General features: G+C 65.0%; 10 protein-coding genes. 7 read left to right on the top strand and 3 right to left on the bottom strand.

Features of this window, described 5'->3' with window-relative positions; genetic code table 11:
• Positions 1 to 437: 437 nt before the first annotated feature.
• Together K2O51_RS08765 and K2O51_RS08760 are read left to right on the top strand one after the other, a co-directional pair.
• Positions 438 to 1,820, top strand: a complete 1,383-nt coding sequence (locus K2O51_RS08765) for an NCS2 family permease (RefSeq protein WP_011301103.1) — start codon at positions 438 to 440, stop codon at positions 1,818 to 1,820.
• Between the two features lie 1,121 nt (positions 1,821 to 2,941).
• Positions 2,942 to 3,256 (top strand): H-NS histone family protein, encoded by a 315-nt coding sequence (locus K2O51_RS08760; RefSeq protein ID WP_220630084.1) that lies wholly within the window; start codon positions 2,942 to 2,944, stop codon positions 3,254 to 3,256.
• Positions 3,257 to 3,315: 59 nt separating this feature from the next.
• Here the strand turns inward: K2O51_RS08760 and K2O51_RS08755 are convergent, their stop codons facing one another.
• Both K2O51_RS08755 and K2O51_RS08750 read right to left on the bottom strand, forming a co-directional pair.
• On the bottom strand, positions 3,316 to 3,888 hold the full coding sequence (locus K2O51_RS08755; protein WP_224010280.1) for a hypothetical protein: 573 nt from the start codon (positions 3,886 to 3,888) through the stop codon (positions 3,316 to 3,318).
• A 242-nt stretch (positions 3,889 to 4,130) separates the two neighbouring features.
• The gene (locus K2O51_RS08750; RefSeq protein ID WP_140949456.1) at positions 4,131 to 5,045 is read right to left on the bottom strand and encodes a LysR family transcriptional regulator; all 915 of its coding nucleotides are present in this window, start codon (positions 5,043 to 5,045) and stop codon (positions 4,131 to 4,133) included.
• 157 nt (positions 5,046 to 5,202) lie between these two features.
• Between K2O51_RS08750 and K2O51_RS08745 the strand changes: the two genes are divergently transcribed.
• Positions 5,203 to 6,384, top strand: a complete 1,182-nt coding sequence (locus K2O51_RS08745) for an MFS transporter (RefSeq protein WP_245001793.1) — start codon at positions 5,203 to 5,205, stop codon at positions 6,382 to 6,384.
• 63 nt (positions 6,385 to 6,447) lie between these two features.
• Here K2O51_RS08745 and K2O51_RS08740 read toward each other — a convergent pair whose 3' ends face one another.
• Positions 6,448 to 7,665: an NnrS family protein gene (locus K2O51_RS08740; protein ID WP_220630082.1), complete on the bottom strand. Its 1,218-nt coding sequence runs from the start codon at positions 7,663 to 7,665 to the stop codon at positions 6,448 to 6,450.
• Between the two features lie 222 nt (positions 7,666 to 7,887).
• On the opposite strand from K2O51_RS08740, the gene K2O51_RS08735 reads away from it, so the two are divergent.
• The 4 genes from K2O51_RS08735 (at position 7,888) to narH (ending at position 16,062) form a co-directional block, all read left to right on the top strand.
• Positions 7,888 to 9,177 (top strand): MFS transporter, encoded by a 1,290-nt coding sequence (locus K2O51_RS08735; protein WP_011301114.1) that lies wholly within the window; start codon positions 7,888 to 7,890, stop codon positions 9,175 to 9,177.
• A gap of 38 nt (positions 9,178 to 9,215) precedes the next feature.
• Positions 9,216 to 10,601: a NarK family nitrate/nitrite MFS transporter gene (locus K2O51_RS08730; RefSeq protein WP_011301115.1), complete on the top strand. Its 1,386-nt coding sequence runs from the start codon at positions 9,216 to 9,218 to the stop codon at positions 10,599 to 10,601.
• Positions 10,602 to 10,777: 176 nt separating this feature from the next.
• Entirely contained in the window at positions 10,778 to 14,512 is a 3,735-nt protein-coding gene (locus K2O51_RS08725; RefSeq protein ID WP_220630081.1) for a nitrate reductase subunit alpha, read from the top strand.
• Between the two features lie 2 nt (positions 14,513 to 14,514).
• Complete coding sequence (gene narH, locus K2O51_RS08720) at positions 14,515 to 16,062, top strand: nitrate reductase subunit beta (RefSeq protein ID WP_140949451.1); 1,548 nt, start codon at positions 14,515 to 14,517, stop codon at positions 16,060 to 16,062.
• Positions 16,063 to 16,068 lie beyond the last annotated feature (6 nt).

Genomic DNA, 16,068 nt, shown 5'->3' with positions numbered 1-16,068 from the left:
AAGATTCCTGATAGAAAATAAGCGCATCGGACCGCACTTTTCGTTCGATCCGAGGGTTATCCCTAGTATAGCGAAGTCGCCCCAAAGACATACGGGTCAATACCTATAGGCCCCATTCGAACTGGCTGATAATGGCGGCCCCTCTCTGAATGGCCTCGGCGCCACCGGCCGCTGGCGAGACGGCAAGTCATCACATTCACTATTCCGCTGCGGACATACCGCGCATTTTGTCGGGGTTATGACGACGCGCCGCGCGTCACCTAGCCTTCAGCCTTGCCCAGATCGCGCCCGTCCAGAAGGCGAAAGACAGCCGGCACACCGATAAAACCGGCCGCGGCGCGAGCGCTACGGCCGATACCTAGAACCACGTGAGACAAAGCCTGTTCGCGGCCCCTTCCCGCCAGCCGTGGCAGCGCCCAGCAAGGAGACAGATCATCATGATCGAACAGCCCTATCCGTCAGTGACGGAAGTCGATTCCGCGCGCCCCGAAGTCAAGAACAAGCTCGACGCCTACTTCCAGATCACCGCCCGCGGCAGCACGCAGCGGCAGGAACTCGTGGCAGGCGTGACGACCTTCATGGCCATGGTCTACGCCGTCTTTGTCGTGCCGGGCATGCTCGGCAAGGCCGGCTTCGACACCAGCGCGGTATTCGTGGCGGTGTGCCTGACCACGGCCTTCGGCTCGCTGCTGATGGGGGTCTGGGCCAAGCTGCCGATCGCGATCGGCTGTGCCATTTCGCTGACCGCGTTCATGGCCTTTGGCCTGGTGCTCGGGCAGGGGCTGTCGCCGGCCGTGGCACTCGGCGCCGTGTTCCTGATGGGCGTGGTCTTCACCGCGATCTCCGTGACCGGCGTACGTTCCTGGATCCTGCGCAACCTGCCAGCCGGCGTGGCCCACGGCGCGGGGATCGGCATCGGCCTGTTCCTGCTGCTGATCGCGTCCAATGATGTCGGCCTCGTGGTCAAGAACAGCGGCGCTGGCCTGCCCGTGGCGCTGGGCAAGATCACCGCGTTCCCCGTCGTGATGTCGGTGCTGGGGCTGGCCGCCATCTTCGGCCTGGAGCGCCGGCGCGTGCCGGGCGGCATCCTGCTGGTGATCGTCGCCATCTCGGTGCTGGGCCTGATCTTCGACCCCGCCGTGAAGTTCACTGGCGTCTTCGCGCTGCCGTCGCTGAGCGCACCGGGCCACCAGTCGCTGATTGGCGCCATGGACATCCGCGGCGCACTGTCCGCCGCCGTGCTGCCCAGCGTGCTGGCGCTGGTGATGACTGCCGTGTTCGATGCCACCGGCACGATCCGCGCCGTCGCGGGCCAGGCCGGCCAGCTCGACGCCAATGGCCACATCCGCAACGGCGGACGCGCGCTCACGGCGGACTCGGTCAGTTCGATCTTCTCCGCCATCTTCGGCGGCGCACCGGCCGCGGCCTACATCGAATCGACCGTCGGCGTTGCCGCCGGCGCCAAGACCGGCCTGACCGCAGTGGTAGTCGGCCTGCTGTTCCTCGCAGTGATGTTCTTCTCGCCATTGGCCGGCCTGGTGCCGTCGTACGCCACCGCACCGGCGCTGATGTACGTGGGCCTGCTGATGCTGTCGAGCGTCTCGCGCCTGCATATGGACGACCTCGTCGATGCACTCGCCGGTCTGGTCTGCGCGGTATTTATCGTGCTGACTTGCAATATCGTCACCGGCATCATGCTCGGCTTCTGCACGCTGGTGGTCGGCCGCATCGTTGCGGGCGAATGGCGCAAGCTCAATGTCGGCACCGTAGCGATTGCCGTAGCACTGGCTGCGTTCTATGCCGGAGGCTGGGCGATCTGAAATCGATATGCCAATCGGACAACTGCTGCCTCTGGCGCGGTTGTCCGCAGTGAATTCAACGATGTCTCCTCTGCCGCCACAGCGGTGGATTTATGCCCTGGGATTCCTGCTTTCCCGGGGCCTTTTTTTCTAGCCGGCGCGGGCTTCTCGTTGGGGCTGGGTTATCGCTCCTGGCAAGTGCTGCTGTTTCGCCGGCGTAGCCGGCGACTTACTCTTTTGTCCTAGCGACAAAAGAGTAAGCAGAAAAGCGCGTCGTAGCCGCTGGCCATCAATTCCACGGCGGCAGTGGCTCAAACGGCTTTGGACGCCTGCCACGGAGGTCAGCCGTTCGACCCTGCTACGCGTAGGTTTTCAGCGCGGTGCCTGACGCCAACCGGATTTTGAACAAGCCCCGACCACGTATAGGTACAGCGTTCCAATAGCGGCAGGGGTGGAACGCTTTCGGCTGTGCTGCGCGTGCGTCTTCGTCTGGGGGCAAGCTCATCAACGTCGCTGGCGCCCGAGGTCCATTTCCTCTCTTTAATTCGCGCATGTCATGCCTGGGCATCGTCACCGAGGCGTGGCGTACCCTGGGCCTGCGTGCTCAGACTAGGGCTCTACGCGCAGCGCAGCCGAAGGCGATCACACGGTATCGCTCGCAGCAGGGGCCACCAGCGCTTGCAGGGCTCGTTCAATCAGCGCTTTATTCCTGACCACGGTGGTGCCCCACGCGGCAGGCGGCGTGAAGAACTCTGAAGCCCATACCCGTACAACACCCCTGGCGCACTACGATAAAAATTCGCCCCTTTGGGGCAACCAAAACGCGCTTTTGCCTACTTTTGTCGCTCGGACAAAAGTAGGTCGCCGGCTACGCCGGCGAAACAGCGGCGCATGCCAAGACCAATACTCCCTGCAATTCGTCGAAGAACTTCTTTAGCCTTTGCCAAAGCATCAACCAGCATTGCTATTGCCCCCGCCTCCACCCGTTATTTCCCCCAATCCCACACTCTGTAACAATAGACCCGTGCAATCTGCGTTATATTTTGTAAAATTTTTTTGTGTCCACCGCCGCATGACAATGCCAAATCGGCATGTAGTTCCAGTACCATGCAGCGGCCTATTGCAGAAAAAGGGGAATATAAATGGCGACATACAAGCAACTTCTTGCGGAAAAAGAAGCGCTCGAAGCCAAGCTTAATGAAGTAAGGGCGACTGAAGTCGCCGGCGTGATCGACCAGATCCGCTCGCTGATGTCCGAATACGGTCTGACCCCGGACGACATCGCGCCGCGCCGCGGCCGTGGCCGGCCGGCTGGTTCGAACACCGCCACCAAGAAAGAGCACGCTCCGCTGCCGGCGAAGTACATGGATCCCAAGACCGGCAAGACGTGGTCCGGCCGTGGCCGCGCCCCGGCATGGCTGGGCAAGCGCCCGGAACGGTTCCTGATCGAGTCGTAATTCAGTCGTCGTCCCCGCCGGCCGCCCCTGGGGTCAGGGGCCGGCGCTTCCCGGCAGTCTCAGGACGCCTGGCAGACGTATTCCTTCCTCAGCGCGCGAAAGCCTTGCTGCGTCGGCTCGACCATGGGCCGCGCACCGCCTGACGGCAACGGTTGCAGGCGCAGCACCTGTGCCGAGCACTGGCTCGCCGTCTCGTCACGCTTGTAGCGGATTTCATATTGCGCGCCCGCCTCGGGCACGAACGACACGCCTGCCGCGCAACGCAATTCGGGCGCCGGTGGCGCGGCCATCGAACTCACCCCCACATAGATCCGTCGGCCGGCCTCGACCTGTCGCTCGCGCGTGCGCGACGGCGGCTCGGGCGAGCTCCCTGCCATGTCGAGTCCGCGGTCCTTGCCGATTGCCGAAAGCTGTTTGCCGGTGCCGGCCAGTACCAGCGGGCGCGCCGGTACCGGGCATTTGGCCGGGTCCACCACCGTGAAGGTGGTGTTGTCGTCGGTATCCGTCATCAACCGTACGCTGGCCGCCGGCGCGCCCGAGGGCACGCGATACTGCGCCACGCAACCAGCCGCCATGACAGCGGCAACCAGCATCGTCAGGATCGGTACTGCCGTCAGCCCTTGGTTTCGCATGGGATCGGAAGGAAGGGAATGCAGGCGGGGACGCCGAACGGCAGCGGCAGGCCGGGGCGGACTGCTCAGCATACCCTCAGGCCGGGCGTCGCGTCGACAGTGAAAACCCATGTTGAAAAACCGCGAGGATATCCACAGAATCTGTGGATATCCTCGCCCGTCACCCGCCAAACGCCGTGTCTGTGCGTCAACGCACCGGACCGCCCATTTTTTAGGCACCGGTTGCACTGGGGCGCGCCCCGTCAGGCCAGACGCTCCCACGGCGGATTCTCGCCAAAGCGTTCGGCCAGGAAATCCACGAAGGCCCGAACGCGCGGCGGCACCAGCCGGCGTTGCGGCATGACCGCGTAGATGCCCGACTCCGCCAGCGGATAATCGGCCAGCACCGGCACCAGTTGTCCCTTGCGCAGCGCCGCGCAAACGTGCCAGGTCGAATGCAGGGCGATTCCCAGACCGGCCAGCGCGGCATCCGACAGCAACTCGCCAGAGTTGGCCTCGATCGGTCCGCGCACCCGGACGGCGATCTCACCGCCCGCCCCATCGCCGATGTGCCAGACGTCCTGCCGCCCCTGGCTGCCCACCAGCACCAGGCAATCATGGCTGGCAAGGTCCTGCGGCGTGCGCGGCGTACCCCGGCGGCTCAGGTATTCCGGCGAGGCACACAACAGCCGCCGGTTGCTGGCCAGCTTGCGCGCAACCAGCGTCGAATCGTCAAGCGTGCCGATCCGGATCGCCAGGTCGAACCCGGCGCTGACAAGGTCCAGCACGTTGTCGGTCATGGTGAAGCTGAGCTTCAGCCCGGGATGGATCGCCATGAATTCCGGCAGCAGCGGCGAAATATACAGGCGCCCGAACGACGACGACGTGGTCAGCCGCAAGGTACCGGAGATGCCGCTACCTGCCTGGCGCAGCGAGCTGCCCAGCGCATCGAGGTCTTCGACGAGCGCGCGGCCCTGCTCCGCCAGGATCGCGCCCTCCGGGGTCGCGTGCAGGCGTCGCGTCGTGCGATGCAGCAGTCGGACGCCGAGATCACGTTCGAGCCGCTGCAGGCGCTGGCTAGCCACCGCCACGGACAGATCCATGCTGCGCGCGGCGGCACTGATCGAACCGAGATCTAGCACACGGAGGAACAAGCCGATATCGCCGATGCGGTCCATGATTATCAAGATTCTATTGAAACTGATTATCAATCTTGCCTGTTTTTAATGAAGATGAAAAGGTCGACACTCCCAGTCTTCCCGCACTCCCGCCCTGCGTTCCACAACCGCCCCCACCATGTCGAACCCAATCTCCTCCCCGCCACGCAGCAACCGCATGCCCATTGCGCTCTATGCGCTGACCGCTGGCTCTTTCGGCATCGGTTGCGCCGAATTCGTCATCATGGGCCTGCTGCTGCAAGTGGCCACTGACTTGCACGTCAGCATTGCCGCCGCCGGCATGCTGGTTTCCGGCTATGCGCTCGGCGTGTTCGCGGGCGCGCCGGTGCTCACCCTGCTGACCCGCCGCATGCCGCGCAAGGCCGTGCTGCTCGCGCTGATGGTCATCTACACCGTCGGCAATGCGGCCTGTGCGCTGGCGCCCGACTACACCACGCTGATGATCGCGCGCGTGCTGACCTCGCTCACGCATGGCACCTTCTTCGGCGTCGGCGCCGTCGTGGCGACCGGGCTGGTGCCGGCCGAGCGCCGCGCTTCGGCGATCTCCGTCATGTTTTCTGGCCTCACGCTGGCCACGCTTCTAGGCATGCCCGCCGGCGCATGGCTCGGCCTGCATCTCGGCTGGCGCGCCACCTTCTGGGCCATGACGCTGATCGGCGTGGTGTCGCTGGCGGTGATTGCCGCGCTGGTGGACAAGAGCCGCGACCAGAGCGCCCCGGTTGCGCTGCGCGAGGAGCTCCCCACCGTCGTACGTCCGCAGGTACTGCTAGGCCTGCTGATGACCGTGCTGCAGTCGGTCGGTGTCTTTGCCGTGATCACCTATGTGCAGCCGCTGCTGACGCGCGTGGCGGGCTTCAGCGAAAGTGCCGTGTCGCCGATCCTGCTGCTGTTCGGCGGCGGCATGATCCTCGGCAACATCCTGGGCGGACGCTTCGCGGACCGCCAGCCCACCACGGCGCTGCTGGGCTCGCTCGCGACGCTCACCGGTGTGCTGGCCGCCATGACCTTCGCGGTCCACAGCCAGCCGGCCGTCGCGATCTTTGTCGGCATCCTTGGCGTGGCCGCATTCGCCACAGTGTCGCCGTTGCAGCTTCGTGTGCTGCACCACGCCAGCGGCGCAGGCCAGAATCTCGCGTCGAGCTTCAATATCGCGGCCTTCAACCTCGGCAACGGGATCGGCGCGTGGCTGGGCGGCACGGTGGTCGATCACGGCCCGGGCCTGGGCGCGCTGCCGTGGGTCGCTGCACTCGCACCGCTGGCCGCGCTGCTGGTGGCGTGGCTGAGCGTGAGGAGGGAACGGGGCGGCACTGGCGTCGGCGTGGTGGCCGGGATGGGGTAGGACTCGACGGCAGATACGAATCCGCTGCTTCTTGTCCCGCTGTTACCGGCAATCTGTGCGCTGTCAGCCGGCCTTCCCATCGATCCTCGGCCGCATCAGCCGTGGGGCATAGACGACCGCATAGATCACGAACCCGGCCACCCAGCAAACCGCCGCGCCGTAGATCCAATGCAGATAGCCGGCCGGCCAGGCCAGCGGCCCGATCACCCGCAACACGGCGGCTGCGGCCACCAGCCAGTACGCGGCGGTCTCGGCTGCACCGGCCGCCAGCATCCGCCCCGTGTGGCCGAGCGCCGTGCGCGTGACCATCGCTATGATCGCGCCGCCCAGCACGCCCACCGTGAACGCATGCGTAGCGATGCCTGCCATCACGAGCCCGAGCGCCGCAGCCGCCTGCAGCACGAAAGCCAGCGGCAGCCACGCATAGGCAAGGTGCAGCGACCACAGCAGCGGCCGGTTTCCCACCGCATAGCCACGCCAGCCAGCCACGCGGATGCCGAGCACCACCGCCGCGGGCACGGACAGTGCCGCAGCCAGCCAACCCGGCAGCGGAACCAGGCCGGCCAGCTGCCCAAGCACCGCCGCAGGCACGACAAGCCGATCCACCTTCGGATACTGACGCAGACGGAAGCCTGGGATCGCATTCGTGGTGAACATCGGAATCACGCGCCCGCCGATCACGATCACGAACAGCGTGATCAGGGCGACTCCGGCCTGGCACGCACGCAACGCGCCATTCGTGTGGCCGCTGGCCTGCAATCCGAGGCTCACCACATTGGCCAGCGCGAGCAGCCACAGCGCAAACGCCAGCGGATAGTTGCGGCGATTGCCGCCGCGCACCAGCGTGCGCGTGAATGCGAGCGCGGCCAGCGGCAGGAACGCGGCGTCGATCCATGAAGCTGGCGCGCCGGTGCCAAACCACATCGCACCGCGTCCGCCCAGCCAGAGCACGAACAGGGAGGCCAGCAGCACGCCGGTCGGCGTGGGTTGCCCTGTCCATGCGCGCCCTGCCGTGAACAGGAAGCCGACGACGATCGCCGCGGCAAAACCAAACACCATCTCGTGCGCATGCCACAGCATCGGCGGCAGCGCGGCGGACGGCGCTGCGAGCACGCCGCCAAACACGGCAGCCCATACCGCCACGGCAATGGCCGCGAAGATCGCGCCGCCCAGGTAGAACGGCCGGAAGCCAAGTGCGAACAGCGCAAAGCCGCGCGGCGGCGGCCCCGTCTCCGGCGACTTGTGCGGACCGCGTGCGGGCAGGATCGGGATGGTTTCCATGATGGGCGCTGGCGAGAAGTTTGATCCGTGTCACGGGTTGATACCGTGTCCAGGCGGGCTGCAATCACGATATCACCGTGATGCGGCCGCCGTCCTCCGCCGATGGAACTAGCTCCACCAGCAGGTTCCGCGGCGTGGCGGCTTGTGCTCCCGGCGAATGGTCAGCCGCAGCGGTCGTGCCTACGCTGGCATCACCGTCAAAGTTGACACAGGAGCATGGCCATGGCCACCCCCACACGCGCGGCGCGCATGCCGGAGCCCGTCCCTTCCGGGGCATGGACGACGCTGGCATCCAGCACGTTCGCCTTCACCATCTGCTTTGCCGTCTGGATGCTATTTGCCGTCCTCGGCATCCCGCTCAAGAAGGAACTCGGGCTCAATGAAACCGAGTTCGGCCTGCTCGCCGCTACGCCCGTGCTGAGCGGCTCGCTGATCCGCGTGCCGCTAGGCCTGTGGACCGACCGCTACGGCGGCCGTGTCGTGTTCTTCGTGCTGATGCTGGCTACCGTCATCCCGATCTGGCTGATCTCGTACGCGCACACGCTGTGGCAACTGCTGGTGCTCGGCCTGTTCGTCGGTCTGGCGGGCGGTTCGTTTTCCGTCGGCACGCCTTACGTGGCACGCTGGTTCCCGCGTTCTCGCCAAGGGCTCGCGATGGGGATCTTCGGTGCCGGTAACTCCGGTGCCGCGCTGACCAAGTTTGTCGCACCCGCGCTGATCCTCGCCGCTGGCACCTGGGAAATCGTGCCGCGCGTGTATTCGGTGGCGATGCTAGTGACGGCCATCGTGTTCTGGCTCGGGTCGCGCAGCAATCCCGCCCACCGGGTGATGACGAGTGCCGGCTGGCGCGAGCAGCTTGCCGTGATGCGCGACCCGCGCGTGTGGCGCTACTCGCAGTACTACTCGGTGGTGTTCGGCGGCTATGTCGGCCTGTCGCTGTGGATGACCAAGTACTACATCGGCGAATACGGCTTCGATATCAAGGTGGCCGCCTTCCTGGCCGCCTGCTTCTCGCTGCCCGGCGGCGTGCTGCGCGCGATCGGCGGCTGGATCTCCGACCGCTACGGCGCGCACCGCACCACGTGGTGGGTCATGTGGGTGAGCTGGGTCGGCTTCTTCCTGCTGAGCTACCCGCAAACCGACTTCGTGATCCACACCACCACGGGCCCGCAGAGCTTCCGCATCGCGCTGACGCCAGCGGTGTTCACCTTCCTGCTGTTCGTGGTCGGCATTGCGTTCGCCATCGGCAAGGCCTCGGTCTTCAAGTTCATCTCGAACGATTTCACGCACAACATCGGCGCCGTCTCCGGCGTAGTCGGGCTCGCAGGCGGGCTGGGCGGCTTCGTGCTGCCGATCCTGTTCGGCGCGCTGGCCGACCTCACCGGCGTGCGCAGCAGCTGCTTCATGCTGATGTACGGCACGGTGTGCGTAAGCCTGGTCTGGATGCACTACAGCCAACGCGCCGAACGCCGGCGCAAGGAGCAAGCAGTCGGCCTGACTCAGACCGCCTGACGCCTTCCTGACATCCCTCAACACTTAAGCACACTGTCATGTCCACTTCCGTACTGACCCGCTGGGAGCCCGAGAACAAGGCCTTCTGGCAGAACACCGGCGAGCGCATCGCCTACCGCAACCTGTGGATTTCGATCCCCGCGCTGATGCTGGCCTTCGTGGTCTGGATGCTGTGGAGCGTGGTCGCGGTCAATCTTGATCGCGCTGGCTTCCAGTTCACCAAGAACCAACTGTTCTGGCTCACCGCACTGCCCGCTTTGTCCGGCGCCACGCTGCGCATCTTCTACTCGTTCCTCGTCCCGGTGTTCGGCGGTCGACGCTTCACCGCGATCTCCACGGCGCTGCTGCTGATTCCTGCGCTCGGCATGGGCTTCGCGCTGCGCGATCCGTCCACGGGCTACCCGACGCTGCTTGCGCTCGCCTTGCTGTGCGGCTTCGGCGGCGCCAACTTCAGTTCGTCGATGGCCAATATCAGCTTCTTCTTCCCGAAGGCGAAGAAGGGCCTGGCTACAGGCCTCAATGCGGGCATCGGCAATCTCGGCGTGTCGGTCGTTCAGTTCGTCACGCCGCTCGTGGTATCGGTGGCCGTGTTCGGCACGCTTGGCGGCGAGCCCCAGCAGTACCAGGCCGGCGACGCCATGAAGAACCTGTGGCTGCAGAACGCGGGGTTCATCTGGGTGCCGTTCATCGTGGTGTCGTCGCTTGCCGCATGGTTCGGCATGCATGACATCGCCGACGCCAAGGCGTCCTTCGCTGACCAGGCCATCATCTTCAAGCGCAAGCACAACTGGCTGATGTGCTGGCTCTACGTGGGCACGTTCGGCTCGTTCATCGGCTTCTCGGCCGGCCTGGCGCTGCTGACCAAGTCGCAGTTTCCGGGCGTGAACCCGACCGCGTATGCGTTCCTCGGGCCGCTGGTCGGCGCACTGACGCGTCCCGTGGGCGGCTGGATCTCCGACAAGCTTGGCGGCGCGCGCGTCACGCTGTGGACGTTTGTCGGCATGATCGCCGCCGTGTTCGCCGTGCTGGCCGCACTGCCGCATGACGGCGCAGCGGGCAGTTTCCCGGCATTCCTCGCAGCCTTCGTCGCGCTGTTCGCGCTGACTGGTGTCGGCAACGGCTCCACGTTCCGCATGATTCCGGTGATCTTCCTGACCGAACGCCAGCGTGCCGCCAAGGGCAAGGGCGACACGGCGCAGAAGCAGGCATTGCAGGAAGCGGGCAAGGAATCCGCCGCGGTGCTCGGCTTCTCCGGCGCGATCGGTGCCTACGGCGGCTTCTTCATCCCCAAGAGCTTTGGCACGTCGCTGGAACTGACCGGCTCCGCCGACGCCGCGCTGTATTGCTTCATCGCGTTCTACGTGAGCTGCGTGCTGGTGACGTGGTGGTGCTACGCGCGCCGCAACGCAGCCATGCCTTGCTGATGTGCTGCCGGCCGGCCTAGTTCGACAGAACTAGGCCGGCGCCCGCCGACTAGCCCGAACGCACCGCGCGGCCTGTTCCACCAGCGAATTGGCGCGCACTTTACTCCCCCATAAGCTACGAGTGTCCCTGCAACGGCCTCACGCCGCGCGCAGCAAGCATTCGCGGAGAACAAGAGATGAGTCACTTTCTGGATCGACTGAAGTTCATGTCGCGCGTCAAGTCCACGTATGCGGACGGGCACGGCGCGGTGGTGAACGAGGACCGCAAGTGGGAAGACGGCTATCGCAGCCGCTGGCAGCACGACAAGATCGTGCGCTCCACGCACGGTGTGAACTGCACAGGCTCGTGCTCATGGAAGGTCTATGTGAAGAACGGCCTGATCACCTGGGAAACCCAGCAGACCGACTACCCGCGCACCCGCCCCGACCTGCCCAACCATGAGCCGCGTGGCTGCCCGCGTGGTGCATCGTACAGCTGGTACGTCTATTCCGCCCAGCGCGTGAAGTACCCGATGATCCGTGGCCGCCTGATGGAAATGTGGCGCGAGGCCCGCAAGACCATGGATCCGATCGCGGCCTGGGAATCGATCAGCCAGGACCCGGAAAAGGCGAAGCGCTATAAGAGCGTGCGCGGCCAGGGCGGCTTCGTGCGCGCCGACTGGAACACCGCGACCGAGATGATCGCCGCCGCCAACGCATTCACCGTCAAGAAGTTCGGCCCAGATCGCGTGATCGGTTTCTCGCCGATCCCGGCCATGTCGATGGTCTCCTACGCCGCTGGCGCGCGCTACCTGAGCCTGCTCGGCGGCGCTTGCCTGTCGTTCTACGACTGGTACTGCGACCTACCGCCCGCGAGCCCGCAGATCTGGGGCGAACAAACCGACGTGCCCGAATCCGCCGACTGGTACAACTCCACCTACCTGATGGTGTGGGGCTCCAACGTGCCGCAGACGCGCACGCCGGACGCGCACTTCTACACTGAGGTGCGCTACAAGGGCACCAAGACCGTGGCCGTGTCTTCCGACTTCGGCGAGATGGTCAAATTCGGCGACATCTGGCTGGCCCCGAAGCAAGGCACCGACGCCGCGCTGGCCATGGCCATGGGCCATGTCGTGCTCAAGGAATTCCACGTCACCCGCAAATCCGCCTACTTCCGCGACTACATCAAGCAGTACACCGACATGCCGATGCTGGTGCTGCTGCGCGACAACGACGGCACCCTGGTGCCTGACCACTTCCTGCGCGCCTCGCATCTGGCCGACAACCTTGGCGAAGCGAACCATCCCGAATGGAAGACACTGCAGATCGACGACGCGACCGGCGAGATCCTCGCACCCAATGGCTCGATCGGCTTCCGCTGGGGCGAGGCCGCGCATAACGAAGGCGAAAAGGTCGGCCGCTGGAACCTGGAGATGAAAGACGGCGGCAGCGGCCGCCATATCGATCCGCGCCTGTCGCTGCTGGGCAGCCACGACGAGGTCGCCGAAGTCGGCTTCCCGTACTTCGGTGGCGAACACGACGCGCTGCTGCGCCGCCGCGTACCGGCCCGCCGCGTGACGCTGGCCGATGGCGCCACCGCGCTCGTGGCAACCGTGTACGACCTGCAGCTCGCTAACTATGGCGTCGACCAGGGCCTGGGCGGCCCGAACGTCGCGGCCTCCTATGAGGATGATGTCCCCTACACGCCCGCCTGGCAGGAGAAGCACACCTCGGTGCCGGCCAAGCTCGTCATCCAGGTCGCGCGCGAGTTCGCCGACAACGCGGACCGCACGCAAGGCAAGAGCATGGTCATCGTCGGGGCGGCGCTGAACCACTGGTACCACAACGACATGATCTACCGCGGCATCATCAACCTGCTGATGATGTGCGGCTGCGTCGGCAAGAGCGGCGGCGGCTGGGCCCACTATGTCGGCCAGGAAAAGCTGCGTCCGCAGTTCGGCTGGGCGCCGCTGGCCTTCGGGCTCGACTGGTCGCGGCCGCCGCGCCAGATGAACGGCACCTCGTTCTTCTATAACCACACCAGCCAGTGGCGCCACGAGAAGCTCGGCGTCGACGAGATCCTGTCGCCGACCGCGGACAAGGGCAAGTACGACAAGATGTCGCTGCTCGACCTCAACGCAAAGTCCGAACGCATGGGCTGGCTGCCATCCGCGCCGCAGCTCGGCAGCAACCCGCTCGACGTGGTCGATGCAGCAGAACGCGCCGGCAAAGACCCGGTGGCCTACACCGTGGAGCAACTGAAGTCCGGCAACCTCCAGTTCGCGTGCGACGACCCCGACAACCCCGCGAACTTCCCGCGCAATATGTTCGTGTGGCGTTCGAACATCCTGGGCAGCTCGGGCAAGGGTCACGAGTACTTCCTGAAGTATCTGCTCGGCACGCAGAACGCCGTGTTCGGCGACGAGAACGACGCAATCAAGCCCACTGAAGTCAAGGTACGCCCGGCCGCCGAAGGCAAGCTCGACTTGCTGACCGTGCTCGATTTCCGCATGAGCACGACCTGCCTGTACGGCGACATCGTGCTGCCGACCGCCACGTGGTACGAGAAGGACGACCTCAACACGTCCGACATGCATCCGTTCATCCACCCGCTGTCGGAGGCCGTGCAGCCGCTGTGGGAAAGCAAAACCGACTGGGAAATCTACAAGGCCATCGCGAAGAAGTTCAGCGAGATTGCCGGGCCTTACCTCGGTACGCGCAAGGACCTGGTCTGCACGCCGCTGCTGCACGACACCCCCGGTGAGCTCGGCCAGCCGTTCGAGCCGAAGGACTGGAAGCATGGCGAATGCGACCTGATTCCGGGCAAGACTGCTCCGTCGATGACGGTGGTTGAGCGCAACTACGCCGACATCTACAAGAAGTTCTCTTCGATCGGCCCGCTGCTCGACAAGATGGGCAACGGCGGCAAGGGCATCAACTGGGGCACGAAACACGAGGTCAGGGAGATCGGTGAACTAAGCAAGACCGTCACCGAGCCTGGCGTGAGCCAGGGCCGCCCGAAGCTGGAAACCGCGATCGATGCGGCCGAGATGATCCTGACCTTCGCGCCCGAGACCAACGGCCACGTCGCGGTGAAGGCGTGGGATGCGCTGTCGAAGATCACCGGCCGCGACCACACCCACCTGGCCGAAGGCCGCGAGCACGACAAGATCCGCTTCCGCGACGTGCAGGCACAGCCGCGCAAGATCATCTCGGCGCCGACATGGTCGGGCCTTGAATCGGAAGAAGTCAGCTACAACGCCGGCTACACCAACGTGCATGAACTGATTCCATGGCGCACGCTGACCGGCCGGCAGCAGTTCTGGCAGGACCATCGCTGGATGCTCGACTTCGGCGAAGGCTCGTGCGTGTACAAGCCCGCCATCGACACCAAGACGGTCAGCCCGATGCTCGGCAAGAAGCCGAACGGCAACCCCGAGCTGGTGCTGAACTGGATCACGCCGCACCAGAAGTGGGGTATCCACTCCACCTATTCGGACAACCTGCGCATGCTGACGCTGTCGCGCGGCGGTCCGCATGTGTGGATCTCGGAGGTCGAAGCCAAGGCCAACGGCATCCGAGACAACGACTGGGTGGAAGTGTTCAACGTCAATGGCACGCTGACCGCCCGCGTGGTGGTGTCGCAGCGCGTGCCGCAGGGCATGTGCCTGATGTACCACGCCCAGGAAAAGATCGTGAACGTGCCGGGCGCCGAGACCAGCCGCATGCGTGGCGGCATCCATAACTCGGTCACGCGCGCCGTGACCAAGCCCACGCACATGATCGGGGGCTACGCGCAGCTTGCCTACGGCTTCAATTACTACGGCACCGTGGGCAGCAACCGCGACGAGTTCGTGATCCTGCGCAAGATGAAGAAGGTCGACTGGCTGGAAGGGCCGCTCGTGGAAACGACAGTGAAGGAAGGAGCCTGAGAATGAAGATCCGTGCCCAGGTAGCCATGGTGCTGAACCTCGACAAGTGCATCGGCTGCCATACCTGCTCCGTAACCTGCAAGAACGTGTGGACCAGCCGCGACGGCATCGAGTACGCATGGTTCAACAATGTCGAAACCAAGCCGGGTATCGGTTACCCCAAGGAATGGGAGAACCAGGACAAATGGCAAGGCGGCTGGAAGCGTAACGCCAATGGCAGCCTTGAGCCGCGCCAGGGCGGCAAGCTGAAGATCCTGGCGAACCTGTTCGCCAATCCGAACCTGCCGCAGATCGACGACTACTACGAGCCGTTCACGTACGACTACGAGCACCTGCAGAAGGCGCCGCTCGTGCAGACGCCGCCGACCGCGCGTCCGGTGTCCGTGCTGACCGGCCGCAAGATGGAAAAGATCGAATGGGGTCCGAACTGGGAAGACGATCTCGGCGGCGAATTCAGCTCGCGCGGCCGCGACAAGCTGTTCGACGACGTGCAGAAGGAGATGTACTCGACCTTCGAGAACACCTTCATGATGTACCTGCCGCGCCTGTGCGAACACTGCCTGAACCCGGCATGCGTGGCATCTTGCCCGTCCGGCTCGATCTACAAGCGCGAGGATGACGGCATCGTACTCGTCGACCAGGACAAGTGCCGGGGCTGGCGCATGTGCATCTCGGGCTGCCCGTACAAGAAGATCTACTTCAACTGGCAGAGCGGCAAGGCCGAGAAGTGCCTGTTCTGCTATCCGCGCATCGAGGCCGGCCAGCCGACCGTGTGCTCGGAAACCTGCGTGGGCCGCATCCGCTATCTCGGCGTGATGCTGTATGACGCCGATCGTATCGAGCAAGCCGCGTCGGTCGCTGATGAGCGAGACCTGTACCAGTCGCAGCTCGACGTGTTCCTCGACCCGCACGATCCCATCGTTCAGGCCGAGGCGCGCCGCCAGGGCATTCCGCAGAGCTGGCTCGACGCCGCGCGCAAGTCGCCGGTCTACAAGATGGCCTGCGAATGGAAGGTCGCCTTCCCGCTGCACCCCGAGTACCGCACGCTGCCGATGGTCTGGTACATCCCGCCGCTGTCGCCGATCCAGTCCGCCGCCGAGGGGGGCCATATGGGCATGAACGGCGTGATCCCGGACGTGAAGAGCCTGCGCATTCCGGTGAAGTACCTCGCCAACCTGCTGACCGCGGGCGATGTCATGCCCGTTCTGTCCGCGCTCGACCGCATGCTCGCGATGCGCGCCTACAAGCGTTCGCAGGTGGTGGATGGCTTGCAGGACCTGGCGGTGCTCGAGCAGGTCGGCCTGACGCCGGCGCAGGTCGAAGACATGTACCAGACCATGGCCATCGCAAACTATGAAGACCGCTTCGTCATCCCGTCGTCGCACAAGGAAATGGTCGAGGACAGCTTCGGCGACAAGGCCAGTTGCGGCTTCACCTTCGGCAACGGCTGCTCCGGCGGCACGTCCGAAGGCACGCTGTTCGGCAAGAAGCCGAAGCCGGCCATCGCTTATGCCGCGCTGCCGCGTTCGCGCAAGGCATTCGCCGGCTGACCAGAC

Source organism: Cupriavidus pinatubonensis (assembly GCF_019602855.1).
Taxonomy (GTDB): domain Bacteria; phylum Pseudomonadota; class Gammaproteobacteria; order Burkholderiales; family Burkholderiaceae; genus Cupriavidus; species Cupriavidus pinatubonensis.
This window is presented reverse-complemented; position numbering and strand designations above follow the sequence as displayed.

Bases quoted from the DNA above. Each gene is read 5' to 3' on its own strand.
- K2O51_RS08765 (WP_011301103.1), top strand. From the start codon at position 438: ATGATCGAACAGCCCTATCCGTCAGTGACGGAAGTCGATTCCGCGCGC.
- K2O51_RS08760 (WP_220630084.1), top strand. From the start codon at position 2,942: ATGGCGACATACAAGCAACTTCTTGCGGAAAAAGAAGCGCTCGAAGCC.
- K2O51_RS08755 (WP_224010280.1), bottom strand. From the start codon at position 3,888: ATGCGAAACCAAGGGCTGACGGCAGTACCGATCCTGACGATGCTGGTT.
- K2O51_RS08750 (WP_140949456.1), bottom strand. From the start codon at position 5,045: ATGGACCGCATCGGCGATATCGGCTTGTTCCTCCGTGTGCTAGATCTC.
- K2O51_RS08745 (WP_245001793.1), top strand. From the start codon at position 5,203: ATGCCCATTGCGCTCTATGCGCTGACCGCTGGCTCTTTCGGCATCGGT.
- K2O51_RS08740 (WP_220630082.1), bottom strand. From the start codon at position 7,665: ATGGAAACCATCCCGATCCTGCCCGCACGCGGTCCGCACAAGTCGCCG.
- K2O51_RS08735 (WP_011301114.1), top strand. From the start codon at position 7,888: ATGGCCACCCCCACACGCGCGGCGCGCATGCCGGAGCCCGTCCCTTCC.
- K2O51_RS08730 (WP_011301115.1), top strand. From the start codon at position 9,216: ATGTCCACTTCCGTACTGACCCGCTGGGAGCCCGAGAACAAGGCCTTC.
- K2O51_RS08725 (WP_220630081.1), top strand. From the start codon at position 10,778: ATGAGTCACTTTCTGGATCGACTGAAGTTCATGTCGCGCGTCAAGTCC.
- narH (WP_140949451.1), top strand. From the start codon at position 14,515: ATGAAGATCCGTGCCCAGGTAGCCATGGTGCTGAACCTCGACAAGTGC.